Annotated in this window: 18 protein-coding genes; 6 read left to right on the top strand and 12 right to left on the bottom strand. The window is 51.2% G+C overall.

The annotated features are described in order from the left end of the window. Positions 1–63: 63 nt before the first annotated feature. The 5 genes from KTE_RS35410 to KTE_RS35390 form a co-directional block, all read right to left on the bottom strand. Positions 64–1,026, bottom strand: a complete 963-nt coding sequence (locus KTE_RS35410; RefSeq protein ID WP_201390119.1) for a hypothetical protein — start codon at positions 1,024–1,026, stop codon at positions 64–66. 62 nt (positions 1,027–1,088) lie between these two features. Beyond that, positions 1,089–2,441 (bottom strand): RNA-guided endonuclease TnpB family protein, encoded by a 1,353-nt coding sequence (locus KTE_RS35405; protein ID WP_201391087.1) that lies wholly within the window; start codon positions 2,439–2,441, stop codon positions 1,089–1,091. Between the two features lie 204 nt (positions 2,442–2,645). Beyond that, a complete protein-coding gene (locus KTE_RS35400) occupies positions 2,646–3,902 on the bottom strand; it encodes a thioester reductase (protein ID WP_201390118.1) in 1,257 nt (418 codons plus the stop codon). 111 nt (positions 3,903–4,013) lie between these two features. Further along, complete coding sequence (locus KTE_RS35395; RefSeq protein WP_201390117.1) at positions 4,014–4,802, bottom strand: alpha/beta fold hydrolase; 789 nt, start codon at positions 4,800–4,802, stop codon at positions 4,014–4,016. Between the two features lie 305 nt (positions 4,803–5,107). Then, positions 5,108–5,557 carry a helix-turn-helix domain-containing protein gene (locus tag KTE_RS35390; protein ID WP_201390116.1) on the bottom strand — a complete coding sequence of 150 codons (450 nt, stop codon included), beginning with the start codon at positions 5,555–5,557 and terminating at the stop codon, positions 5,108–5,110. Positions 5,558–6,119: 562 nt separating this feature from the next. Between KTE_RS35390 and KTE_RS35385 the strand changes: the two genes are divergently transcribed. Continuing rightward, positions 6,120–8,972 carry a helix-turn-helix domain-containing protein gene (locus tag KTE_RS35385; RefSeq protein ID WP_201390115.1) on the top strand — a complete coding sequence of 951 codons (2,853 nt, stop codon included), beginning with the start codon at positions 6,120–6,122 and terminating at the stop codon, positions 8,970–8,972. Positions 8,973–9,043: 71 nt separating this feature from the next. Beyond that, a complete protein-coding gene (locus KTE_RS35380) occupies positions 9,044–10,153 on the top strand; it encodes a S9 family peptidase (protein WP_201390114.1) in 1,110 nt (369 codons plus the stop codon). A gap of 732 nt (positions 10,154–10,885) precedes the next feature. Here the strand turns inward: KTE_RS35380 and fes are convergent. Continuing rightward, the gene (fes, locus tag KTE_RS35375; RefSeq protein ID WP_201390113.1) at positions 10,886–12,166 is read right to left on the bottom strand and encodes an enterochelin esterase; all 1,281 of its coding nucleotides are present in this window, start codon (positions 12,164–12,166) and stop codon (positions 10,886–10,888) included. A 742-nt stretch (positions 12,167–12,908) separates the two neighbouring features. On the opposite strand from fes, the gene KTE_RS35370 reads away from it, so the two are divergent. After that, the gene (locus KTE_RS35370; protein WP_201390112.1) at positions 12,909–13,694 is read left to right on the top strand and encodes a DUF4113 domain-containing protein; all 786 of its coding nucleotides are present in this window, start codon (positions 12,909–12,911) and stop codon (positions 13,692–13,694) included. A gap of 32 nt (positions 13,695–13,726) precedes the next feature. On the opposite strand, the gene KTE_RS35365 is transcribed toward KTE_RS35370, so the two are convergent. Next, positions 13,727–15,433 carry a polysaccharide deacetylase family protein gene (locus KTE_RS35365; protein WP_201390110.1) on the bottom strand — a complete coding sequence of 569 codons (1,707 nt, stop codon included), beginning with the start codon at positions 15,431–15,433 and terminating at the stop codon, positions 13,727–13,729. 686 nt (positions 15,434–16,119) lie between these two features. Between KTE_RS35365 and KTE_RS35360 the strand changes: the two genes are divergently transcribed. Together KTE_RS35360 and KTE_RS35355 are read left to right on the top strand one after the other, a co-directional pair. Further along, positions 16,120–16,608: a hypothetical protein gene (locus KTE_RS35360; RefSeq protein ID WP_201390102.1), complete on the top strand. Its 489-nt coding sequence runs from the start codon at positions 16,120–16,122 to the stop codon at positions 16,606–16,608. Beyond that, positions 16,605–17,948 (top strand): glycosyltransferase family 2 protein, encoded by a 1,344-nt coding sequence (locus tag KTE_RS35355; RefSeq protein ID WP_201390100.1) that lies wholly within the window; start codon positions 16,605–16,607, stop codon positions 17,946–17,948. Before KTE_RS35360 ends, KTE_RS35355 begins: the two co-directional genes overlap by 4 nt. Positions 17,949–18,179: 231 nt before the next feature. On the opposite strand, the gene KTE_RS35350 is transcribed toward KTE_RS35355, so the two are convergent. Beyond that, a complete protein-coding gene (locus KTE_RS35350) occupies positions 18,180–19,385 on the bottom strand; it encodes an RNA-guided endonuclease TnpB family protein (RefSeq protein WP_201390098.1) in 1,206 nt (401 codons plus the stop codon). A 556-nt stretch (positions 19,386–19,941) separates the two neighbouring features. Between KTE_RS35350 and KTE_RS35345 the strand changes: the two genes are divergently transcribed. After that, the gene (locus KTE_RS35345) at positions 19,942–21,120 is read left to right on the top strand and encodes a chitinase (protein ID WP_201390096.1); all 1,179 of its coding nucleotides are present in this window, start codon (positions 19,942–19,944) and stop codon (positions 21,118–21,120) included. A gap of 568 nt (positions 21,121–21,688) precedes the next feature. Here the strand turns inward: KTE_RS35345 and KTE_RS35340 are convergent. From KTE_RS35340 to KTE_RS35325, 4 genes are all read right to left on the bottom strand, one after another. Then, on the bottom strand, positions 21,689–22,192 hold the full coding sequence (locus tag KTE_RS35340; protein ID WP_201390094.1) for a DUF4188 domain-containing protein: 504 nt from the start codon (positions 22,190–22,192) through the stop codon (positions 21,689–21,691). A gap of 85 nt (positions 22,193–22,277) precedes the next feature. Further along, entirely contained in the window at positions 22,278–22,868 is a 591-nt protein-coding gene (locus KTE_RS35335; RefSeq protein ID WP_201377747.1) for a TetR/AcrR family transcriptional regulator, read from the bottom strand. Between the two features lie 764 nt (positions 22,869–23,632). Next, positions 23,633–24,205, bottom strand: coding sequence for an STM3941 family protein (locus KTE_RS35330; protein WP_201390092.1), 573 nt, complete (start codon positions 24,203–24,205; stop codon positions 23,633–23,635). A 63-nt stretch (positions 24,206–24,268) separates the two neighbouring features. Continuing rightward, the gene (locus KTE_RS35325; protein ID WP_201390090.1) at positions 24,269–25,165 is read right to left on the bottom strand and encodes an SMI1/KNR4 family protein; all 897 of its coding nucleotides are present in this window, start codon (positions 25,163–25,165) and stop codon (positions 24,269–24,271) included. Positions 25,166–25,324 lie beyond the last annotated feature (159 nt).

Below are 25,324 nucleotides of genomic sequence, written 5' to 3'. Positions count from 1 at the left end.
GAAAACCTGTTTCATACGCAAGCAAAGCTCCTCGGAAAGCACGTCCGTCACCGTTGTCACACCTTAGCCAACGACGACATGCGACACGACAGATGAATGCCTCTCCAACAATTCACCTTCTACCCCCGAGAGGCCAGATCCCTGGCGCCATAGAGATGGCTGGCGAGCGAGCCGAGAGAGGGCTCTCGCCAGGCGTTCACAGGCCGCAGAAGAGCACTGAAAGCAGAGACGTGGCGCAACTAGATGGAGTTCACTCAGCCGCAAGCGCCCGGTTGTATCGCGAAGGAGATCCACACGCGCGAACAGGGTCGGGGGAAGGCGGGAAAGGATGTCACGAGCAAAGGCCACGTAGTCCCTCTGCAGCGGGACCGCAACAGTGTTCCTCACTTCATCTTCCTCCTCTGTGAGCTGGCAAGGCGCGTGGACGGCATGCGTGATCTGTCCACAAATCGCCATCACGCTCTGCTCCCCCTCGGGAAGGAAGGGCTGGACCATCATGGCAGCGCCGTGAGCCAGGGAAGCATCGAGATGTGCCTGTCCCTGGTTCAGGCTTTCCTGTGCACGTGTCACCAGGCGAAGACCGGTGGGACCAGTGGCAATAACCGGTTTGATTATCGCCTCTTGCCAGCCGCGCTCTGCGAGGAGGTGTGCCAGTGACGGAGGCGCGGCAGTGGTTGGCTTCACCCAATGGGTCGGGACAACCGGGATCCCCTGGGCCGCGAGATCACGGAGATACCACCGCTGGGTGTTCCACTCCAGGAGTGGAAGCGGGTTGAGCAACAACGCCTGCCGGGCGACACGACGCGCCCAGTGCAAAAATGCACCACGCTGCCGGTTATAGTCCCGAACGGAGCGCACGACCACCAGGGATGGGCGCTCCCACTGATAGGTGGGGTCATTCCAGCAGACCAGGTCGACATGGACACCCAGGCGGCTCAGCGCTTGCTGCACGACCAGATCATCGGGATCGCGATAAAAATCGTCCGCACAGGTCACAAGTGCGACGAGAGGGTACAATTGCGTCATCTTTCGTCTTCCTCGTCTGAGAAAGCACGTTCCCAGCACCTCTTGCTCGTGAGGCATGTCAATCACCTCCGGTCAGAGACCGGAGGCTTGTTCGTTACACCTGGACTCCACCGCACCTCGGCGTACCTTCGCAGGCGCGCCGCTTTGGCTTCACCGTCCGATGCATCAGGGGCCATTGACACAAACCCCGTCCTGATCCAGTCTTGCCGGATCAAGAGCGTCCTCAAGGTCACATTCCTCGCGCCAATCAGATCAGCGTGGAGCGTGTACCTACACTGCTGACACCCAAAGCGCAACCCCTTGTTCGGGCGATTCTGATCAGCCGTGTGCCCACACATCGGGCACGCCTTCGAGGTGTAGTTCGCATCCACCTTGACGGCGAGCGACCCGGCAAGCGTGGCCTTGTAGCTCACAAGCGCCTGAAGTTCGGCAAAGGACCACTGCGAGTGCACGCGATTGGCTTTGCGAGCCTTCGCAGACACCGCCTCGATGCCCTTCCCCTTTGTCGTGCGCTTGCGCTTTCTGCGTCTGGTCCGCTCCCGGATATCGGTGAGTTGTTCCAGCCCAATCAGGGCGTGTGGGTGCTGCTCGATGATCTGTTTGGCGACTATGTGGTTGGCGTGCAGTTTCAACCGTCTCTCTCGTTGCTCAATGCGTCTAAGACGACGTTTCGCGCTACGAGTGCCTTTCTGCTGCAAGCGTTTGCGTAATCGTGCGTAATGGTTCGCTCGGTGCCTCACTCGCTTTCCTGAGTGAAAGCTCGCTTTGCCGGTCGAGATGGAAGTGACCGCCAGGTAGCGGATACCCACATCCACCCCAACGACTTCGGTGAGTTGTGCAGGAGTGGGATCAGAAATCTCAATCTCTAAGGACACCAGCAGATAGAATTGCTTCTTTGGCTGATCGTACCAGAGTTTCGCATCTCCGATGCGCGCCCCGTGTTGGATGAGGGCCGTCTGCTTGTCGTAGCCCTGATAGGGGATGCTGATGCGTCCGGTGAGGGTGCCGATGCTTACCCGGCTCTCGCACTGAAAGGTGTAGTCCCGCGCGTAGGTGTACTGCACGGTTGGGGAGCTATACTGTGGCGGCTGGTCCAATCCCTTGAAGCGCTTTTTTGTGATCTTAGCTCGGCGATGCTCGATATTCTTCACCAGTTTCGTCCACAGCCCTTTGTACGTTGCCGAGACCTGCCGTTCCACGCTACAGGCCAGTTGCGAGGGAAGACCGAAGCGCGCGCGTAGCTCGGCATACATGCCTTTGTGCAGTTTGGTCACACTACTGGTTTTGCCGTGCGCGAAGGCATAGTGACTCACCGCATTGAGCGCGTCGCGGTACGCCAGTTGCGTCTGGCGTAAGCGTTGCTGCTGCTCTGGCGTGGGCAGAAGTTTCAGTTTAGCGGTGATGATCTGCTTGATGTCGTTCGCTTTCTCGTGATAAAGTGGGAAGCCAGCTTGTAGGTGACATGTGTGATGTGCTGTACATCCATACCCATCAGTATAACAAATGTTCTACTCCTTGTGAAGCCCCTGAGATGGCGGCGCTTCCTCCCCTGGTTGAAACGCAGGAGTATCCGCGCCGCCTGTATCATGAACACAGCTCTCGGTGGAGAGATCCCCTGGTCAAAGGCAGTGACGGAAACGGGCGCGAAACTGCGTGAGGTAGAGCGATGGGGAATCATGCACACCCAGATCAGGTGCCGTCCCTCGGAACCCTGCCCGTCTCAGCGCGAAGTAGTAGCTTTGTGCCGTTTTTGTGTCGACCCATCCGGAGGTTGGAAGGACATCGAGTTTCGCGACCGCCAGCCCGGCAAGCAGGAAACTCTTGACCTGGTATGGGTTACGTAGCCCACCCCCTTCCCCCGTTTGTATGAGCAAATCGAGCAGTGACCCACTTGCAAACACTCGCAGTTCTCGCATTGGTGCTGGAGAGGTCAGTTCATCTCCCTGAGGAGCAAGGATATCCTGGTGTGCGCGTATCCGAGCCGAGAGGGGCTCTGACACCTCTGGGGAGAGAGCCGACGGAAGCCGAAGGAGAATCGTCCCGGCGCGAAGGCGTTGCACATCGAGTCCTCTGAGCAAATCGCCTGTCCCAAGGAGCAGGGTGGCCTCCTCATACACGCCATCTGGCAGCATCTCCCCTTCTCGCATCTCGTTGCGCACGACGTTTCCCCGAAAGCCAGACACTAACAGTTCCATCTCAAGATGCTCACCATGCGTCCCCTGCCCCGGAAGCGTGCACAGCATCAGAGATGCGGGATGCGGTCGCGTGGCGAGCAGGAGACGAAGAAACGTACTGGCGAAATCGTCGGGTCCTACTGCCACCACAAGCCGCTCACGGCAGAGCTCACGACCAACGCGTGTGAGGATCCATTCGAGATTCAGGAGGACCGCGGCACTGGTGGTGGCGTCCGCGGTGGTAAGGCATGGACGACGACCGGCACACGACACCTGGTGCTCCCGAATCATCTGCCCACCTCTGGTCTGTCGTGCGAGAGGCACTGAAAGGGAGACGCTTCTGGCGCCGCAGGCCTGAGCGAGGGCTACGGCTTTGCAGGCCAACTCAATCATCTTTTGCTGCCACTGTTCATCACCATGGGTATCCTCTACGGGCAAAAGAAAGGTTCCCACCCGTCCGAGCTGCGTCGTGACGATCTGCGTCAGTATGGGGCGTCCCTGATGCCAGGTCTGCAGGAGCAAAGCTTCCTCCTTTTGAAGGGGAGGAAGACACGTGAGCACAGCGGCATCGAGCGGGGCCTCGCTTTTTGTGAGCACCTGCTCAAGGAGCATGTGGGAGGATGGCAATCCCTGCTGCTCATCATGCACGGGTGAGGACGATGCTTGCGCGTGCACAGGAGAAGAAAACGTAGTACGAGTCATAACGATGTTCTTTCTCTTTATAGACAACGTGATGACGTATTGTCATAAACGAACGAATTATAGAGTGAATGAGGCCAATACAAGAGCTCATAGTACGGATGCACACCAGCTTTAGAGAGGTGTCTCGGAGACAAGCGCCGTACATGCGCTCGATTCGTGCTCCTGAGAGCCGGTTCCTCCGGCAAGAGATGCGTCGCTCTGCGTTACAAGGCCCGAGAGATCCTTGAGCGTCTGAAGGATCATGAGCGGCTTTCCCCAGCGGGTATACTCCGTTTCCATATACTCCACCAGGTGGCAGAGCTCTGCGCTGGCCCGAGGGTGCACCAACCGGATCTGCGACACCAGTTCTCCGTGTGCACGCTCAGGAGTGATGCCGTCCTGCGGAAAAAGGGGGAGCAGGAGCGAGGCGAGCTCGTGAGCGGCACTGTAGGAGACATCAACGTCAGGTGAAGACAAACGCGTCAGAAGGGCAAACGGGTACATGTGTGGGAAGGGAAGGATGGTGAACGCGCGCAGGCGCTCTGCGAGCGTCGCATGCCACTGTAGCGCATCGAGCACGCACATACCAAAGCGTCCGAGTGCGACCACATGTATGCTATCCAGGTGAAGGGTGGTATCGCATAAGATCGCCACGTCTTCAACCCAGGCGGGAATAGAGTAAGCAGATTGTTCCGCTGGTTTGGAAGAAAACCCGTGTCCAAGGAGATCCGGCGCCACAACGTAGTAGTGGCGAGCAAGCGATGCCATGTACGGCGTAAACACCGCGCTACTTTGCCACTCGCCGTGAAGCAAGAGCAATGGTGGTTTTTCCGGGGTACCCGCAAGACGACACCATAACCTCCGTCCAATTGGATGAAGGGAGATATGTTGATCAGAGCAAAGGGAAATAGATGTTGCCATCGTGAAAGTCCTCCATTTTACCAAAATTTTGTAATTTACCTGGACATACTGTTGTACTGTGGACATACCTACAAATGCTCGGCCTTTGTCAGGAGAAGCAGTCCTGGATAGATTCCTGGCGCACAGTCATTATCACCGTCACCAGCGTAGATCCAGGGATGTTTCGGTCCATGTTGCGAGGTACCTGACTAAGTGTACCTGGGAACAAGGAGACAAGGGAAGATCTAAACCACCCAATAGTGCGCGAAGTTCTTCCCAATTCCGGGCGAAGCACCATGCAGAGAGGAAAAACAACGGGCGTGTGCTCATTCAGGCGCATGCTTGCCTTCCGCCTTGTGCCCCTCCGGGCTGTGGTGCAGCACATATCCATGCCCTTTGACCACGGCCAGTTTCAGAAACGGTGGGAGTTTCTGCTTGAGTTTGGACACGTGCTTTTGCAGCGTGAGAATCTCTTGCACATCACAGTGAGCGGCATCAAGGCCAAATGCACAGGCCGCCAGGTCGCCAAAGGAAAGCACCTGCTCAGGATGGGACAAGAATGCCACCAGCAGGCGACATTGTGTGGGAGTACAATGCAGTTGAAAGCCCTCGGTCAACTGTTTTCGCTGAAAAATGTAGATAAAACGCTCGTGAAAAATCAGCGCCTTATAGGACAAGAATGGAATGAGTATTGGAGCGTGATCTGAAGATCCATCCTGCCCCTGGAGCAGAGATGGGAGGTCTACCAGCGACATATCATTTTCAAGAAAGATCATTGCCTTCTTTCACCTGTCTCTTTCTGTTATTTTCCCCAAAAGAGAGTCGTAGTGAGCCACATCATATGCTGAAGTTGTATCTACACTATCTTGCAGAGAAAGCGCGATAGCAGAAAATACCATTCATAGCCGTGAGTTCAAATCCTTTTCATTCAACGTCGTCTCACAACAGGAGCGACGATCCATTGAAGCGAGCTATAAGCGATACCATACATTTCTTCATTCCTTTCTTGAAGTGCATCGAGTGGGACGAGCGACATCTCCTTGTAAACCAAGCAAACTATCATATCACTCGATGATAGAGCAGTGCCTATCTCCAAACTCTTGGTATTAGTATGCCAGTTTTCATGTAAAAAAAGAACCGACAGCACCCATACAAAACTCATACAAAACTCATACAGTACGGCTTCTCATGGCTTCAAAGTGCTTGAACCTTGTCTAATAACAAAAGCTGTGCTACTATCAATGTGTGATTTTGAATATTTGTAGATTGCAAGGACGGCAATCGTGTATTTCCAGACATTGTTGTACAATGTCTTCTTAGTTATTGCAGGGATGCGTTATGAGTCCGAATACCTTCCTCAAGAAAGCAAGAAGAGAACGAGGTCTGACTCAGGTTCATCTTGCTGAGAAGCTTCATGTCGCTGTTCAAACCGTCAGCAGTTGGGAACGGGGGGAACGCGCTCCGCAGCCAGGCGTTCGCAAACGCTTATGTGAGATCTTAGGAAAGTCTCCAGAGGAACTTGGCTTACCTCCGCTCGATGGTGGATCCCTCCACGCTTCGACCCAGCAAGATCACGTCCCTTTGACTGTGGTGCTCTCTACTGCTGAAGAAGATAGAGTATTACCAGAAGGGGCTTCAGAACGAGTGCGGGATGTTGCCTCAGTGCAGGAGGAGGAACAACCACGAGCGGTTCGCCGAAACATATTCGCGTATGCATACGAAGATGTGAACCGTCAACGCATGCTCACCCGTGTTCACGAGCGCTGGATCAAGGGCGTTTTTGAAGAATCGCTCTATCGTTTAACCCTCCTCGTTGTACCGTTACAAGAACGACCAGATTTGCTTGAAGACCCATGGCAAGAGGTATTTCAGAAGTCTCCCTTGCCATCACATTCGTTGCCCCCTGGAACCAGGATTACCCAAGTGTATGACCAGGCGGATGGAGAACTGCTCATTCTTGGTGAGCCTGGTTCAGGCAAGACAACCCTGCTCCTTGAACTGGCACGCCATGAAATTGCACGCGCCAGGCACTATGAACGATATCCTCTTCCAATCTATTTCAATCTGGCATCGTGGGCCGAGAGACAGCTTCCCCTGGAAAAATGGCTGGTCGAAGAAATCAATACCAAATATCGAATTTCACCCAAACTTGCTCAAATATGGATTGAAGCGGAGCAGATCGCGCTCCTGCTGGACGGATTGGATGACGTTACGCCTGAATACCGGACAGCATGTATTCAGGAGATTAACACCTACCGGCAAAAATATGGATTGGCGCCGGTCGTGGTCTGTTGCCGTTCTGCAGATTATATGGCACAACCAGCTCGTCTTGCCTTAAATAAGGCGGTGGTGGTCAATGCATTGACCACTGAGCAGATAGACGAATTTGTGGCTCTGGCGGGCCAGGATCTTGCCATCCTTCGCCTGGCGCTCCAACGTGACGCTGCACTCCGAGAAATGGCCTCCACCCCTTTAATGCTCAATACCTTGGCCATTGCCTACCAGGGCGTACCGATGGAGGAGGTCCTGACTGATGGCTCATTTCATATCCAACGAAATAGAATCTTTGCGAAATATGTTGAGCGCTTGATAGAGCGAGGAGGCGCCACTACAAAGACGTACACCAGCGTACACATCAAACAGTATTTGACGTGGCTGGCGCGGCATTTGCAAGTACGCAACCAGACAGAATTCTATATCGAGCGCCTTCAACCCGATTGGCTAGAAAACAACCGCGAGCAACATCATTATCAGCGAACCGTCATTCGTCTCGTCACCAGCATCCAATGCATCGTCGGAGGTGCCCTGGCAGCGTGGTTGAAAGGAGGGCTGAAGAATGGGGTGGTAGGCTCTGGCAATGGGATCCTGGGGCTATTTGGCGGTGGAACAGGCAATAGCATGCTTGGATGGATGGCACCAGGCATTGGAGGGGGAAGTCAAGGGGGAGCCAGTCTTATTCTCATTCTGAGTATCGTGATCTGGTTGGTTTCCATCCTGGTGGGAAGTCCCTCTCTCCCAACGCTGACCCTTCGCGCCATCTGGCATGGGTTGAGAACTGGGCTACGCACTGGATTGAAGTTTGGCCTCATCATCAGTCCGTTCTCCATTGCCTTGTTTACCGCTCTTGGTGGCCTTATGCATGGAATCTCCTATGGCCTGGGAATTGGCTTCTTCCTGGCCATGCTCATTGGACTCCTCAGTGGATTAGGAGATGGATTACGCCACCAGCAAGAAGAACCACCAGAAAAGGTGTCATTTAAAGATCGACTTGTTGACGGTCTGATCTTTGGAACTGGAGGAGGACTCAGCTTCGCCATCGTCGAACTTCTCCTCCAGGTCAATCACCAGTCCACCATCATTTACAGTTTCATCGCAGCGCTCTTCTATTTCCTGGCGTTTGGCTTTGGTGGGGGAACCCGTCTCTTCGCTTCGTTGGGAAAAACGATTCAACCAGCTGAGACTGTCGCCTGGTCCTGGAAACAGATGGCCCAGGATATGGGAAACACTATCAAAAAAAGTCTCCTGGTTGCACTCGTCACACTCGTGAGCGTAGGCGTGATCATCGCCGGGATCACGAGCCTCTTTTTTGCCGATCCTGCTTATGGACTCCACTACGGGCTGGTTTTCGGAACCATCAGTGGCCTCATTGTTGGCATTGCAGGTATGTTAACCAGCATGCTTCAAAGTGGCTGGTCAAGTGATATTCTCGCAGATGACCAGCATACGATCCCGAATGAAGGCATCGCTCGTTCGGGACGCAATGCACTGATTGGAGCTTGTATATTTGCTCCAATTGGAGGAATTGCCAGCGGTCTCGCTACTGGCATCGGTTTTGGCCTTCTTGGACAACTTTCAACCTGGCCAGTGATGGCGAAAGCCTTTGCGGTGATGATTGCGGTCGTGCTCTTCGTCATCTTTACCATCGCCCATGGTGGTATTGCATGGATAGAACACTATACGCTCCGCTGGTATCTCTGGAAGTGGAATCGAATTCCCAGGAACTACGTGGACTTTCTCAATTGTGTCACCAACCTTGCATTGATGCGCAACGTTGGAGGGGGTTACATGTTCACGCACCGATTGCTCTTGGAGTATTTTGCGCAACTCGCTCCATCGCAGGATGGTCGGTCGGTATCTGCGCTCAGCGAGAACAAAGAACTCGGTGCATACCAAGAACTCAGCGCATACTAATGGGAGAGCTTCCATTAGTATCAAATATTATTCTTTTTTTCCATCCCTATTCCATTGCGAAAGGATTGATCATGTTGACGTTACTCGTATGTGTTCTTCTTCTCATCCTTCTTCTGCTAGTGGGCCTCTGTGTCGGTTTGAGTTGGTATATTGCGCACCGGCTGCTCCATCGCACAACCAATGCATCGACCGCTTTCACTATCCCTCTCGTGGATGTCAATGCGGAGGCAATTACGTTGCAAAGCACAAAGAATACCAGACGGCCAGGGGTGTTTGGTATTCGGGGTCCAGAAGGACAGGCCATTGTGGGACCTATTCTCTCCTCTGATGCCAGGACGGTTACCCGAAAGCTTCTTCAAGTAGCAGGAACGCTCACCCCTCAGACCAACGTCGCCTGGAACACAACGGTCTACGGAGGGAAACTCCAAGAGCAACTCCACCTCACCATCGATGAGGTGTCCGTTCCTACCCCTCTCGGCGCGATGCCGGCATGGTTTGTTCCTGGGCAGCAGCCAATTTGGGTCATTCTCGTCCATGGCACAACGGGCACACAAGAACAAGGGCTACGTGCGTTTCAAACACTGGCCAACCTGGGGTTCCCCATTTTAGATATTACGTACCGCAATGATACCAACGCTCCAGCAAGCACTGATGGGCTATCACATCTGGGAGAGACGGAGTGGGAAGATGTGGAAGCGAGCGTCAAGTATGCCTTGACCCAGGGGGCACAAAGCATTCTCCTCTATGGCATCTCCATGGGAGGAACCATGGTCGAAGTCTTCCTGGCTCGCTCATCCTATGCTGACCATATTCACGCAGTGATCCTCGACTCACCGGTGCTTGATTGGCGGGCCACGATCGAGAGCCAAACCAGAAAGAACAAACTCCCATCCTTCATTGCCAGAGGAGCAGAGGTCATTATCTCAAGGCGCACACATATCAACTTTGAGGCACTCAATCTCCTCACACAACCACCTCGCCACATTCCAACACTGCTCTTTCATGGCATGGATGATACGAGCGCGCCCATAGCCTTAAGTGATATATTCGCGTCGATCCACCCCTCTATCACATATGTTCGTGTTCCTGATGCAGAACATACCCAATGCTGGAATGCAAATGCTCAGGAATATGAATCCCAGTTGCGCACCTTCATTGAAGAAACCGTCTTAAAGGGATAACCATCGATAGCCTCGAAATCACAGAAAAAGCCATCGCTCTCTCTGTTTACAAGGTGATAGAGAGGGCGATGGCCTTCCTTTGTGTGAGTGAACATCCTACGCTCTTGGAAAGGTGCTGCTCGCGCTTCCTCCACTTACGCGACGCTTTCCGAGGGCGCTCAAAAGTAGGCATGAGTCTGTTCCAATTTCGGAGAAACCAAAACAGCAGAGAGTCTTTCCTCTTCTTGAATCAAGATAGGCTTTGAAGAGAAAATATCCTTCACGAGGATGTTACCACTCGTAGATGCATACTCCAGCCAAAGAGGAAGAGGTTGAAGTGATAGGGTATCACTTCAACCTCTTCCTCTTTGGCCACAAACCTTATGAGATTGCGACCACTATTCCCTTTTTCTTAACAATTCATGGATGTCACTCAGCATTTCTTCTACATCATGAGGTTCTATATGCTCACTGTCATCAATGAAATGGGATGAGTATAACACGACTTTCACATGTATAACGCATTCGACCTCACCGTGTGTAGTGAATCAATCTCCCTCTTTCCAGCCTCCTCCAAAGTGGGCCAACACCAGCTTTGACTGAAAGGTTTGCCACCTCGCCTCAAAGATGAGGAAGCAGCAAACCTTTTAGCCAATCTCTCTGAGAACCAGAGATGAGAGCGTTTACTGAGGAGAGAACCTGTGCATGAGGTGAGAAACGAGGCTCTGTTCATCGTCCCCATCCAAAGGTGTGTCAACGATCAATTGCCCCATCCCTCGCTTCTATCTCTGGTTCCTTGCCCACAAGTGCTAACAATCCATCTGCTAGTGAGCCGCGATGGGAAACGTTATGGTGATACCCGTTAAACTCGGCATAATGTACCTCATACCCTTTGAGGCGTAACACATCGCGCAAATGCCGATTGCAGCCAACCATGTAAATCCATCCCAAATCCTCCTTCAAGCCAACCTCCAGATAGAAACGAAGAGGGAGGCGAGGGCTCGCGATAAACTGTTGGATAATCCACTCTTGTTGAATACCGTCGTCGGGGTCTTTATCCCACCAGAACGAGCCAGATTGCGAAAGCACATTGCCAAAGGTTTCTGAGGCGCGTAACCCGGCGAAAGCGGCTGCTAATCCGCCATAGCTACAGCCGCCAACAATCGTCTGGGCGAAATCAGCAGTAACATGATAGTGCTCATGAACCCACGGCATCAGTTCCTGGGTGAGAAAATCGACAAAAGGCTGATGACAGGGCAACTCGCGGTTCCGCGTCTCATCCTCTGGGTCATCAATGAAGACCGCGACCAACGGGGAGATCTTCTCTTCTCGCACAAGATTGTCCAGAATGGTTGGCGTCGGGATGAGGTCAATGTAGATCCATCCGTCAAAGAGGAGCAAGAGATGGTATGGTTCGCTCCTCTCTGTGTAATCGGCAGGAGTATAAACCCAAATGCGGCGTTCATTATCGAGGATCTGGCTGCGCAATCGATGGGCATAAAGCTTGCCCTTCGCTCCGTCAGAGTGAGGCACAATCCAGGTCTGAGCAGGAGCGTTGGGTAACTCAAGAACAGAGAAGACAACCTCTTGTGAATCAGGTTTCCCTTCGTCTTTGTGAGCCACAAACTGCTTGGGGTTGAGCGGATCAGGGAGAAAACGTGTGCCGAAACCTCCACGCTCCTGATTGGTCAAAGAATCATTGATGGAGAAGGTATAGACCCCGCGCAAATCGGTTTGAAGCCGGTACGTTTTGTACCAGAGATCAGTATTCAACAAGCGCGTCATCTGATGATCCTCTGGGTGGTCTAATCCTGCTGGCCCACCCCAAATCACGACGTTGTGTGTGTCTCCGCTGTCTCGCCAGAGAAACGTGACCAGAGCATGCTTGTTATCTCCTTCAATGGCTTCCATCAGAGGTGTCCCCTGTTGTGTCATTTCTTGCCAAAATGCGAGAAGCGCAGCAGTATTTCCGGAGAGAATCTGCTGCTGTAACGAGGTAATGCGCGGACTGATCTGTGTTTGTTGAGCTTCCATACAAAACCCTTTCACTGTTCTGCATCGATTGATCATGAAGCAAGTCAGATGCCAGAGACATGAACAGAAAAGCGCATGCGTTGCATGAGAAAACAGGTGAGACAACGTGCAGGAAAAAGGCTCTCGGCATGTGGAGGGGAATGAGGATCGTAAGAGATGGGATGCCTTCATCGTGACGTTGCTAACACACTACTCAGAATGCTGGACAAAGCAAGAGAACTGTTGTCTGGATGCAACAGCATTGCACTTCAGTCACATTCACTAGCGGGTGTTAGCGCTGGTCAGGCATATCCCTCTCCTGGCTGCTGAATACGGATAACTCGCTTTTTCTCCATAGAAGCATACGCTATTTCTGTTTAATTTGCAATGATTGCCCCAAAGTGTTGCCGTGAGGAGTCGCTCAACAAGCAGAAAGAGCAGACTTTGCTTTCAAATATTACGAATTTTTCTCGGCAATGCGTTGTTTCCGAAAGGTACGCGACGTGGGTTGGGAGTCTCCAAAACAACGTTGTGTACATTCCTGACGACCTCTTTCTATCCTACCCATAACCATCGACGAAGCCTGGCTCAGTCTAGATCATGTACTTACGACAAACTTGGCCAGTACGGTCAACAGATCCGATAACGTGTTTTGCAAGAGACGGGCATTCCTGTCTCGGTTGGTATCGCGTCCACCAACACGTTGAGTAAAGTTGCGTGTGAATTGGTGAAGCGCCATGGCATATTTGATGGTGTCCTAAATATGCTGCCCTGGCCAGAGGAAGAGCTTGACGCCTGGCTGGCCGGGATCCATGTGGAGGACATCTGGGGCATTAGCCCTCAACTGAGTAAAAAGCTCAGAGCGAGAGGGATCTACAGTGCGAGAACCTTGAAACAGGCCAATCATGCCTGGATACGGCACTATTTGAATGTGACGGCGCAGCGGGCCGTTCTCGAACTGCAAGGTGTTTCCTGTCTACCGATCCAGATATACGCCAAGCCCAAAAAAGGAATCATGGTCTCGCTTGCATTTGGGCGACCTGTGGAGGAGCTGGGCGAATTGGAAGAGGCGCTTTCAACCTACACAGCGAGCGCTGCCGAAACGCCGCGCAAGCAACACTCGCTGACCGCTCAGATACACGTCTTTCTTCAAACGAATCCATTTGCGAAGCAAATTCCGCAATATGCCATGAATGCATCTGCTCCCCTGCCATTTGCAAGCGCTTTTACGCCTGACCTTCTTGATCTGGCGCTGGCACTCCTGCACACCATCTATCGACCTGGCTACCAGTATAAGCGGACAGGCATTTATCTAACGCAGATTCGCCCACACTATGTAGTCCAACGCGATCTTTTTGGCATCTTTTCGCCCGAGGCCTTCGCCAGGCAGATGCAGTTGATGACCACCGTTGACGAGATCAACAGATACTGCGGGCGCAACACGCTGCACTTTGGTACACAAGCAGGACGCAAAGCCTGGTTTATGAAGCAAACGCGACGCTCTCAAAGAGCTACGACTCGTTGGGAAGAAATTCTCACGGTTTCATAGCCACAAGACTGTTGAGCCGAGCCCCCACGCTTCTAGAGTTGCGCCATCATCTCATTCAGAGCTTGATCCATCGTGACCACAGGCATCTTCTGGGTAGCCAGGACATCCAAGAGCGCATTGAATAATTGCGGAGTCATACTCTCCGATTCACCAGAGGTATCCACCTGGTGAAACACCAGCACCAACCAGGTTTTTGTTTGTTGCGCCGCCTTGATCCAGGCAGTGATCTCCTCAAGCGTCGTGGTCACCTGAATACTTTGGGTTCGAATATTGTAGCGATCAAAGTGATCTTTCGCATTGAACCCGGCATCCGTTGACCGATGAGAACGGTAATACTGCTCAATGGCGTTGATCACCTGACTGTTATATCTCCCATAGGGACTGGCAAAGTCCTGCACAGATCCATAGGTTGGCTGGAGCGCCTGCTGCGAATTCTTCAGTTCTTTACGAAGGGCCGTCGCATTCAGGGTGGTCAGATCAGGATGGGTGACCGTATGCGATCCCACCTCATTGCCAGCCTGAGAGAGGTTGAGCGCCTCTCGCGATGTCATATACCCCGATGTGTTCAGTTTGCCTGAGATCAAGTAAAACGTGGCAGGATCGTGATATTTCTTGAGCAGAGAAAAGGCATTGCTATATTGGCTGCTCCAACCATCATCAAAGGTGAGGCTCACCAGCCCACGGGTCAGCCCCTGTGGCGTATAGGGCGTCACGTGATAGTCATCCGTGATTACATATCCCACATGCGCAATGAGGTGGAACACCGTCATCGTTTGTGTCCCTGGCGGGGTAAAGAAGGTATCGGTATACGGTGTCCAGGTGGATGCAGGTTCAGCATAGTGAAGGTTGATGTATTCTGTGGACCCATCCGTTTTGGTGATCTGGACAATCACCCGGCTCTGCGTCGTTGCCTGATAATAATCAGAAAAGGTATAGAAGGTCTCCGGGTCCACCAGTTGAGGCGTGTAATACCACTTGGCATCCCCATCCGTGTACGTCGTGATTTCCGTCTTCACGCTATGAGTACCAGTATGCCCGCTCTGTAAGTAACGAAAGGTCGCGGTATTGGTTCCCCAATGATCCGTTTGCCACCCAACTGGCATTGCGGGATCCTCATCCGAAGGCTGCTCTAGTGAATTATTGGGGACATGATCGGTCACGTCCAAAGGGGTCGTTTCCTCTAGCAGATATGCATCCGTTTGGAGCGTGCCGACCGCACCAAGGACATGAAAGACTGTGAGACGCTGCGCGTTTGTTGGGGTGACAAAGGTCGCCTGTGCCTGTTGCCAATCGGTGCTGGCTGCGAGGTCTCCCAGAGGCAGGTACTGCGAGGTCCCATCTGTATTAATGATCCAGGCTACCAGTGAGGTCGTCACCGATGCTTTATACCTATCCTGAAAGAGATAAGTTGTCTGTGGCGTCACTGTGACCGGGTCTGCATACCACTTGGCATCTCCATCAGAATAGGAACTCATATCAACAGACACGCTACGTGATCCATCATATCCATTGGTTTGATAAGTAAAGGTGACGGTATTGGTCCCCCAGTGGCCACTCTGCCAGTGGGCGGGAGTTGTTCCCGTCGTATCAGCCGTCTCAAGCGAGGCATTCTGAAGGAGGTTCCCACTCTGGGCTCGTACCGTCGTGTGGAAAAAGAACAGAAGTGACCCCGCCAAAATGACCAGTATCCCCAGGGAAAGTCCAATGATATGTTTCTTTTTTTGTATTTGCCACCACATAGAAAAGACCTACCTTCCACATACACTGTTTTTTTTAGATAGCACATACATTTGCATTGTTAAAAACATATTCAACCATACTGGCTTCCATTATTGTCCAAATATTGGAATATGCCAAATTATCTGCCAAAAAGTAATATGACATGATTTACATCATTTTACACAAGAAATGAGTATATCTTCCTCTTTTATCAAGCTCAGAAGCACAATATGAAAGAAAATTTAAGCCTGGATGAATAAGCACAAGCTTTACTTTCTTCAAATTGGTCGTTATTATAGATAGATATATACCTATCATAAAAATGTATGTGGTGATGATGAAAGCGAGAACCAATCTTATGCAAACATCTTTTTCTCAAAATCAATTACGACGATCTATCACTTCTTCGATTCCCCCAATAGCGCTCCCATCACGCCGACAGGGTCCGTTGCCGGCAGAGAGCACACCTACAACAAGGCTCAATGGAGCAACAATAGACATCCCCTCTGCATCAACACCAGACACGTCACGCGACGCGCACGTCTCTCAGCCTACGACCAATACGCAGTGGCCTGACATGTTCAATAGAGTAAGCCATGTGGCAATTCCTCCTCGTCCGAATGCGTCTCAACGCGTACTTTCCCCACAACAACCACTTGCACCTACGTTGCCCATGCTCTCCGTGTCAAGAAGTGTTCGACAAGCAATGACCTCAGGTATCGACTCTGCGCTCATACAAAGAGAATACCCTGCTGTAAGCCAGGCGGTCTTGGCCAAAGCGCGTGGAGAGACGGATCCTCTGCTCAGCCAGACGGTCTCACTGCGTACGTTGAGCAAAAGACGGGCACGCTATGTCAGGACGACGGCGTTTGTGACCTTCCTGCTTCTCCTGGCAGGGCTTTCCTTTCTTGCCGCCATGCTGGCCCTCATGATATATGTTCCTTACCCCGTCATCAAAATTGCAGCGGCGATTGTCATCCTGCTCACCGCCTCACATCTGATCCATGTTCAGGTGAAACGCGTCACACATCTGCGACAACACATCTTCTTGACAAGCATTCATTTGCAGCGAGATCGGAGAAGCAGCTCAGCCAGGCAAGAAGCCGCAGAGACACGCCACCTCACACTCATTAAAGATGATACGATGACCTATCTCAAAGCGCTACGGAGTGAGCAGCAAGGAGTGCGCTCATGAAACGTGTACTCCCCCTGTTCCTCTACGGGATCATCCTCACCATGCTCGCCCTCTTCATCGTGTCACCAGGTCACATGGAGGAGCAGCATCTTCCCTTCTTTTCCATCTTGAACGCTGCGATGATCACGGTAGGAACCAGCTGGGTCCTCAAATCAACGCTCTTTCTGGTGCTTTCTCCTTGGTACTCCTCTGTGTGGACACAGAAAAAACGGCGTCTCCCTGTCGCGACGTACCGCCCCCTGGTCTCTGCGATCGTGCCTGCGTGGAATGAGGAGGTAGGGCTGGTACCAACCATTAAAACCATTCTTGCCAGCACCTACCGCCCCCTGGAGATTGTGGTGGTCAATGACGGCTCGACCGATAGCTCAGATGCACGCATGCGTGCCTTTCTGGAGAAATACGAACGAACCATGCAGGGCAGTGAGCGGTACGTCCCCATCGTCTACCACTATCAACACAATGGAGGCAAAGGATCAGCACTCAATACCGGGATTGGACTTGCTCATGGTGAGATTATCGTCACATTTGATGCTGATTCGGTTATCCATGCAGAGGCGATTGAACACTTTGTCTCTTATTTCGCCGACCCGCACGTGATGGCCGCAGCAGGTAATATCAAGGTTGGGAACACCAAAACCCTGCTCGGCACCATTCAGGGACTCGAATATATGTTTGGCTTTCATCTCAAAAAAGCGGAAGCGCTCCTTGGCGTGGTGTTTGTCATTGGGGGTGCAGCCAGTGCCTTTCGCAAAGAGGTGTTTGTCCGGTTGGGAGGCTACCATACCGGAACACTGACGGAGGACATGGACTTCTCCTTGCGTATTCAGGAAGCAGGGATGAAAATTGTGTATGTTCCCGAAGCCATCGTTCACACGGAAGGGCCTACGAGCCTAAACGGACTGTTAAAGCAGCGGCTCCGCTGGAAACGGGGGCGGCTCGAAGCTTTCCAGATGCATCGGCGCTTCTTCTTTGGCAGACAACAAGGAATCAATAAGCCTTTTTTCTGGATTGTCTTGCCCCTGGTCATTCTCGAAGACATTGAGTCCATCCTGGGGGCGATCTTTACGCTCTTGCTCTACCTGCTCTCTGCGCTGACCCATGACTTTTCCGTGCTGCTTGCGACCATTTTTGTGGTGGCGATTACCTTCGTGCTGCAATTTAGTGAAGAGAAAGCGTTTCGCAAACCGTCCTTCTTTCTTCTGGCCCCGCTGGTCTGGTTCTTTTTCCACCTGGTGACCTTTGTGGAGCTTCACTCCCTGTTTAAGGCGCTCTGGACATTCTATCGGAAACGCGAGGTCACCTGGCAGAAGTGGCAACGCACAGGAGTGGCTGATTCATAGTGCTCCATCAAGCTTCATTTGACGCAGAATCCTGGCTCAATTTGGCTTTTCGTCTCTCGCCAAATCTGTCAAGCGAAGTTTGATGGAGCAATAGCAGTCTCTTTGACGACGAGGGAGAGGAGAGTCCAGCCATGACATATGAGACTGCGCTCTCTTCCCTCACATCAAGCACCTTGTGATTGATACATCAGCCAGTCAGATACCCCCATGGCTAAAGCCAGGGGCTTGTCCCTACGCCGAAGCGTGAGACGAGAGGACGTCTGACAGCGACCCACTCAGGACAGGTCTACCACCCTGAGCAAGACAAAATTTGTCTCGGATGTTATATGCAGCATTGAGGTCTGCATTCAGTTGATACCCACAGGAGCGACAGTGAAAGACCGATTGAGAACGCCGATTGTTGCGTGCTTGATGCCCACAACGAGAACAGGTCTGCGAGGTATGACGCGGATCAATGCGTTCAACCACCATTCCCTGTTCTTGCCCTTTGTAGACAATGAAGCCGTACAACTGTGCAAAGGACCAGGAATGCAACTTACGTTGTCCTTCACCTTTGCGATGTCGGACGCCTTCTCGAATATTGGTCAAGTTCTCAAGCACAATTGTTGCTCCAGGGGTGACGCTTTGCACGATGCGTTTGGAGAGAACATGGTCACAGTCCCGGTGGAAAAGCATCTGCTTCCGCGACAGCTTTTTGAGATGCCGTTTGGCAGACGTGGTTCCTTTGGACTGCAGTTTGCGACGGAGACGGAACGTACGGCGGTCAACCTCTTTCCAGTGGCGAGAGCCAAGGAAGTGACGGTTGGAAGTCACAGCAGGACGATTCAAACCCAAGTCCACACCAACAACCGTGTCATTGGCTTGAACAACAGGTTCGGGAACATTGACCACGACATGCAGCCACCATTTTCCTTTGCGGTGGATCAGGTCAGCAGTAGCAATTTTACATCCACGATATCGCTCACTGAAATGAGGAACGGTAAAGGGAAGAGTCATTTTGCCTTGCGTGGTCGAAACGCGAATCGTTTGTGTTTCCCAATTGAGGGAGTAGGTGTGAACATTGTAACGAACCGCACACTGCTCAGAGGAAGGGCAACGAACAGGCTTGAAGAGAGGAACGGGTTTCCCCTGTTTCTGTGCGTTAGCAACCTTTTTCGGATAGGACGCTTCCTTCTTGGCTTTCCAGGCGAAAGCACTGCGAAGCGTTTCGGTGGCTTTGACCCGAGCCTGAATGAGCAAGTCACTCACCAGACCAGGACACAAGGATTTCGTCTCGTAGTAGGTGGCATGATGAAGCCTGACACCGTTCTTCTCGCTATGCTGCCAACCATAGACACACACCTGATTGTAGGCAACGGTAAACTGCACCAATGTTTCCTGCAAGACTTGGGACTGTTCTGTATTCGGTTGAAGTTGAATCCGCACCGTTCTATCCATGCACAAATTATACCATATATGTGATATTTGTGCCAAATAGCAAAAAAGAAAGGAGCGCGCCATGCTCCTCCCCATGGCTCAAGCCTGTCACTTATACACAAATATGAAAGTTTGCAGAAGATCCTCAGCATGATGCGAGGGAAAGGTGTTGAAAAAAACGCGCATCGATGCACAATGATGTGCTTTCAGTTTGGCGAGACAAGCGACGTTTTCAGCGAACGTGTGTCACCTCTCGTGTGGGAAAAAACGAGGCACCTGCAGCGCATCGCTTCCGTGTTCTTTCTCAAGATCGCATATTTGTGTATAAGTGTCAGGGCTCAAGCCAGGGGTCCCCGCATCGCGCGGTTCTTATGATGGGCGGCAATATATTGTAGGTTCCCATGCCACCAGCGTAAGACGCATTTCCATATGTGGGGCGTGCCATGATAACGCTACCACCTACCCGCTCTAGAGAAGGATTTGCCCTGATTTATCTTATAGAGTGCCGCTTCTAGAAAAAGTTGTGAGCATACAGACTAGCGCGAGACGAGAGAGGAAGAGGAGGCTTCAGTAGTAAATGGGAAGAAACCATAAAAGCAGGATATGGCTCATCGCATCTCTTGTTTCGATCATTGTTGTGATGGCGAGCACGATTGTCATTCCACCACTGTTGCATTCTGACAGGTTCGCACTCTTTACTCAGCACACAACGCATGCAGAACAGGAGTCCCGTCCCTCTTCCCTCCCCGCGCACGTCTTTGCCCCCTATCTTGAAATCACAACGCCACATGCTTCTCTTAACCTGGAGGCGCTGGCTGAGAAGACGCAGAGTCCATACTTTACGCTTGGTTTCCTTATGGACGGCGGGAATTGTCATGCAGTTTGGGGAACAACGGGCATTGCTGCAACAACAGGTTTTCTGCGCCAGGAGATTGAAGCACTACGGAAAGGACCTGTCCCTGGCGACGTGATTCTTGCCTTTGGGGGAGGAAGCGACACCGAGCTTGCGCAACACTGTAGTGAGTCAGAACTTGAGGCGCAGTACCAATCTGTGATTGATACCTATCATGCCATCGCCATTGATCTCGATATTGAAGGAGATGCGCTCCTTGCTCATAATGATTCCATCGAGGAGCGCAATCACGCCCTGGCAGCCCTCCAACGCAACCCTCGCAACAAAGGCGTCGCGATCTCCTATACCCTCCCTGTCGGGCCCTACGGGCTGGATGATCCCACCGTTCCTGATGAGGAAACCTTCACCCAGGTCAAACGCCTCCTCACCGATGCCCGAGATCAACATCTGCACCTTGCCACCGTCAACTTCATGACCATGGACTATGGGGACTACCCACTCCACCGCGACATGGGTCAGGATGCGGTGCGTGCAGCAACATCCGTTCACGCATTGCTGCAAACCCTCTTCTTCTCAGAAACGGATCCTGAAGCAGCACAACACGCCTGGGCCATGCTCGGCATCACTCCGATGATCGGGCGCAATGATGTAGGGGATCAAATCTTCACCCTCGATGACGCTCGTACCCTGCTAGCATTTGGGCAGGAGCACCACCTCGCCCGACTCTCCATGTGGTCACTCACGCGTGACAGGGCTTGTGCCAATCAGGCAGAGTTTAAGCACAACAAGGAGATACCTGATTCGCAGGCCTCCACAGTGTGCAGTGATAGTGTGAGCCCACCCTGGCAACAACCATCACCATATGCCTTTCTCATGTGTTTTCGGGCATTCACCAGAGTGTGAAGTACGATCATTGTGTTTCATCATCTTCATGGCGAAGACTACCACCGGAACTGCCCCCTAATGCAGATTCCAGAGACCAGTTGTGCAATAGAGCCAGGGTTCCTGTGTCAACGAAGATGAGGGACGCTCCCTCTTACACATTAGGTCTCCTGAGATTGCACTAAGAACAGTTCAGTTCAACGTTTTTCCTTCCCTTATCTATAAATTCTTGGGATATACATACCTGCAAGTGGTAAATAAGGTGAAGAGCGGTTCTTACACACTCTCGGTGAAGGATGAGTTTATCTTTCTGGCTTCTCTCACGTTTCAAGCTCAGAGTTCGGGATACCCATCACTTTATTGAAGAGCTTATCGCCGAGAGTGTGTAAGAACCGAAGAGCGAGCAGGTTTTAAGGTGAAGAGTGAGCAATCGGCGCGAAGCATGAGCACTGGCGTGGAAGTGCCTGGGAAAACCGCTCCACATCTGGTGTGCTGGAATGGAGTGTTGTAAATAAAAACCCTGGCGAACTGGAACGATGCACAGCGGCCAGGGTGTCAATCACAGGATGTTGCGAGCAGATGCTGACGTTTATTGCTGAATACCTTGCAATGCTTTCTGTTTTGCCGCCATACGGGTACGCGCACTCTCTCTTTGTCCGATTGCTGGAATGAGAGGGAGAACCTTTCCCAGTCCAAACTTAGGCATATTATTGTAAACAGCCTCGTAGTGTCCAGCCGGAATGCGGTAGGTTTCGTGCCAGATCCCCACGTCACCATTGCTTCCAACCTGCCGATTAAATTCCCGCCAAGCTGGCAGATGGACCGCATCTCTGTTCCCCGCGTAGACCGCCAGGTCTTCGAACGAACGCCAGTACTGAACCATGAGTGTCGTGGGAAAGTTCAGCGTTGTTTCTATACCCAGCAAGCCCATCTCAGGATGCTCGTTCAACTCTTTCAGCATGCGTGTCATTGCAGCCGCTACTGGTACCCATTTTTGCACCTTCCACACATTATTGACACGCATGCCAATCAGAAACACCACCAACTCTTGCTCGTTTGCAACGGTCACACGCTCTTTGATAAGCTTTGCCATAGGAATTTCCTTTTCCTTTTTGCTCTCTCTTTAGAACAGCAAACGCTTTCCGTACATTGTACGGTAAAACCCAAAATTTTTGACGCTATTTCAACTGTGCGACAAAAGCCTGAAATGCTCTTTCGTGGAGACGGTCTATATCTTCTGTGACTTGGCTCATCAATGTCAGCCGTAACATCGCTAAGCCATGCATGAGGGACCAACTGGCGTAAGCTAACTCTTGCCAACCGGCTCCACTTGCTGAACGAAACTCTCCAGACAGGAGGCCATCCTGAAGAATTTGAACCAATTGAGAATAGGCCGTGTTCTGCTCAACTTCGGTGAATGGGAATGGGGAGAGCGGTCTGTGATTGAACATCATCAGGTATAATTGTGGTTCTTGTAAGGCAAAATGCATATACACTTTACCAGCTTCCTGTAAACGCGACAGCGCCGTTGCTCCCTGAGTACCATGTTCCATGCGTGCCGTCAGGCGCTCAAAGCCCTCGTTCACTAATTCAGCAATAATTTCTTCTTTGCTAGAGAAGTACTCATAGAGGCCTGATGGACTATAATCGATGCGTTCGGCTATCTCGCGCATCGATAAAGCATCGACACCATGCTGCATCACAATCTGCATCGCCGCTTCCAGAATGGTTTCTCTGGTCCTGGCTCGCCTCTTCTCACGAGGACTCATCACTTTGGCATTCCTTCCCATTTCCGAACAGTGTACGGTAATAGTATATCCATCGATTCTCTTTGTTGTCAAGGGGGAAAGAACCCTCTTTTCAGAAAGCGCTCTTGTAGGGATGTGGTCTATAGAGCGTTCCAACAGTCAATCAGCCTGAGACGAGAAACTCAATTTACAACACTCCATTCCAGCACACCAGATGTGGAGCGGTTTTCCCAGGCACTTTCACGCTAGTGCTCATGCTTCGCGCCGATTGCTCACTCTTCACCTTAAAACCGGGTCTTGTTCAAATCCGGTGGAAAAGCTGAGCAATAGATCTCTCCACCAGCCTCTCAAGCGCTTTCCTCTTTCCTGTGGTGGCGCTTTTCCACCGAAAGTGACCAAGACCCTTAAAACCTGCTCGCTCTTCACTTTATTTACCAGCAAGGAAACATGAAGAGAAAAACAATACTCTTAGTTTTCGTCATCTCCACCAGGGTAAGCAAATTTCAGGCTACCTGGATATCTCTTACCGAGGTTTTATACATCAAACACTTCATCTCAGGCTAATGAAGCGCCTCGGATAAGTAATATAGTCACAGCCTTGATACTTGCATCAACTTCGGCTAGTAAGCAGGAAGCCAGGCACCCCTATCTATCTCACATCACAACACCCCACCTCAGCTACCCAGTATCGAGCTGAAGGGCATGAGGATAGAACAAAAGAGCACAAAATTCAACCTTGATCATCCTCATATACGTGACAATACCGCAGGAAAAATGCTCTCCTCCTACAAAACCTTCTTTATGAGAATATGGTGCTCTTGTAGATACTCAGCACATTCATTTTCTATTTCTAGAATTAAACGTACAGATGCAATAAATATATCAGGAATGGCGATAACAACTGCTTGTGTATGACGTAATTTTCCTTCAAGAATCGTCCTTGCGAAGAGTGATTGATGTTGCAAAAAAGACTCAATAGACGCGGGAGCAAGGCTAAAACCGACATAGCGCATGTTTTTCTTTGTAAAAAGAGTAATCATTGAGATTTCAGACCAATACAGCCTAATGTGCGGCGCAAAAGGATGACGATGAATGCGTATTCCCTGTTCATTGGCAATAACGATTGGTCCCCAAATCAGTTGAAGAAAGGTAACAAGAAAACCTAGTCCAAAGAAAATAAGTATTATCCAACCTTTCCAATCATCTGGATGACTCCCCGTCAGAAGACTTAACACAGCCACAACAACAAACAAGAAGGAGATTATTGCTGTTGCCAAAAGTCGCTTTCTTCCATACCAAATGAGATCCGAATACATAATCAAGCTGTGCAGTGAATTCGAATGAATAAATGTAGGCATAGGAAAGAATTCTTCTTTCTTGAGGTAACTTCTGTGAACATCATATATTGAGCCCAAATCACTTTACACATCAGCCTCACCCCAAAACTGATCTTTCAGTTCCCCATCAATCCACCGTTCGAACCATTCTTCCAAGGAATCTGCTTGCCGATGCAATTCGTACACGACTTCTTGCCCCTCACGCAGAGGAATGGTAACAAAGCTATTGTCGACAAGGTAGACACGTCCGGTTTTGGCATGCACATAGTAATACCCATCACCTTCAGATTGCGATATATTCAAGAAGTAGGTGGGCCACTCTCCCGCAACAAGGTAAATCAGGTTGGGCTGATGATGAGAAAGCTCATAGGTTTCCAGGTCAAAGGGGATAGGAGAAAAGAGCTCGGGCCACATTTGCTCACAACACTCTTTTCCATCTTCTTCAAGGTATTTTTCTTTGAGAAGTGCATTATAGAGTACATCTCCTCGATGAACCCAATAGCAGAACCCACCAGGGCTTCCAATAAGTCCAGTTCCTGGCCCAAAGCCGCCATTAGCAATATGGAGATAAAGATCACGCAACAGAGGAGGATGCAAGAAACCATAGGCTTCTTCTATCTGAAGAAGCTGCTGTTCAGTCACTGGTGCAAATTCAAATCCTTCACGCGGGTTATGAAGACAGACGCGATCTTGCAAATGCCCATCGACATAGTAATATCCTACATATCTCCCCCTATGCCAATCTGGACCATACCAGTTGGCATAGCGACACCAGGCAAGAATACGTTCCCAGAGAGAAAGGGATTTTTCTCCTCTGAGAGGAAACCCATCATCTCTGTGAGGTTTATACGATTGACTGCCACTGACATTTCCTCCTCTCACACCTACAAAATGATGCGATATATTGTCAGGCTTGGGCTCCTGAGGGGAAGAGTTTTGCTGGTTTTGTTCGTTTGCCATTGAAGATTCCTGTTCCGCCAAAAATATTTACCTCTCTTTGTTATGTCACTTCGCCAAGATGACTGTGACTGCCTACTCAGACGTGGAGTTGGGCTTATTCATGTAGAGCACTGTTGCCATGACCACGAGTGATTCCAGGTAACGCATTGCAGTCATCCTGCACCAGAAACGCTATGTCAA

This window comes from Ktedonobacter sp. SOSP1-85 (genome assembly GCF_016587415.1).
Lineage (GTDB): Bacteria > Chloroflexota > Ktedonobacteria > Ktedonobacterales > Ktedonobacteraceae > Ktedonobacter.
This window is presented reverse-complemented; position numbering and strand designations above follow the sequence as displayed.

Coding starts and splice junctions, on each gene's coding strand:
- KTE_RS35410 (WP_201390119.1), bottom strand. CDS start 1,026: ATGACGCAATTGTACCCTCTCGTCGCACTTGTGACCTGTGCGGACGAT.
- KTE_RS35400 (WP_201390118.1), bottom strand. CDS start 3,902: ATGACTCGTACTACGTTTTCTTCTCCTGTGCACGCGCAAGCATCGTCC.
- KTE_RS35395 (WP_201390117.1), bottom strand. CDS start 4,802: ATGGCAACATCTATTTCCCTTTGCTCTGATCAACATATCTCCCTTCAT.
- KTE_RS35390 (WP_201390116.1), bottom strand. CDS start 5,557: ATGATCTTTCTTGAAAATGATATGTCGCTGGTAGACCTCCCATCTCTG.
- KTE_RS35385 (WP_201390115.1), top strand. CDS start 6,120: ATGAGTCCGAATACCTTCCTCAAGAAAGCAAGAAGAGAACGAGGTCTG.
- KTE_RS35380 (WP_201390114.1), top strand. CDS start 9,044: ATGTTGACGTTACTCGTATGTGTTCTTCTTCTCATCCTTCTTCTGCTA.
- fes (WP_201390113.1), bottom strand. CDS start 12,166: ATGGAAGCTCAACAAACACAGATCAGTCCGCGCATTACCTCGTTACAG.
- KTE_RS35370 (WP_201390112.1), top strand. CDS start 12,909: ATGCTGCCCTGGCCAGAGGAAGAGCTTGACGCCTGGCTGGCCGGGATC.
- KTE_RS35365 (WP_201390110.1), bottom strand. CDS start 15,433: ATGTGGTGGCAAATACAAAAAAAGAAACATATCATTGGACTTTCCCTG.
- KTE_RS35360 (WP_201390102.1), top strand. CDS start 16,120: ATGACCTCAGGTATCGACTCTGCGCTCATACAAAGAGAATACCCTGCT.
- KTE_RS35355 (WP_201390100.1), top strand. CDS start 16,605: ATGAAACGTGTACTCCCCCTGTTCCTCTACGGGATCATCCTCACCATG.
- KTE_RS35350 (WP_201390098.1), bottom strand. CDS start 19,385: ATGGATAGAACGGTGCGGATTCAACTTCAACCGAATACAGAACAGTCC.
- KTE_RS35345 (WP_201390096.1), top strand. CDS start 19,942: ATGGGAAGAAACCATAAAAGCAGGATATGGCTCATCGCATCTCTTGTT.
- KTE_RS35340 (WP_201390094.1), bottom strand. CDS start 22,192: ATGGCAAAGCTTATCAAAGAGCGTGTGACCGTTGCAAACGAGCAAGAG.
- KTE_RS35335 (WP_201377747.1), bottom strand. CDS start 22,868: ATGAGTCCTCGTGAGAAGAGGCGAGCCAGGACCAGAGAAACCATTCTG.
- KTE_RS35330 (WP_201390092.1), bottom strand. CDS start 24,205: ATGCCTACATTTATTCATTCGAATTCACTGCACAGCTTGATTATGTAT.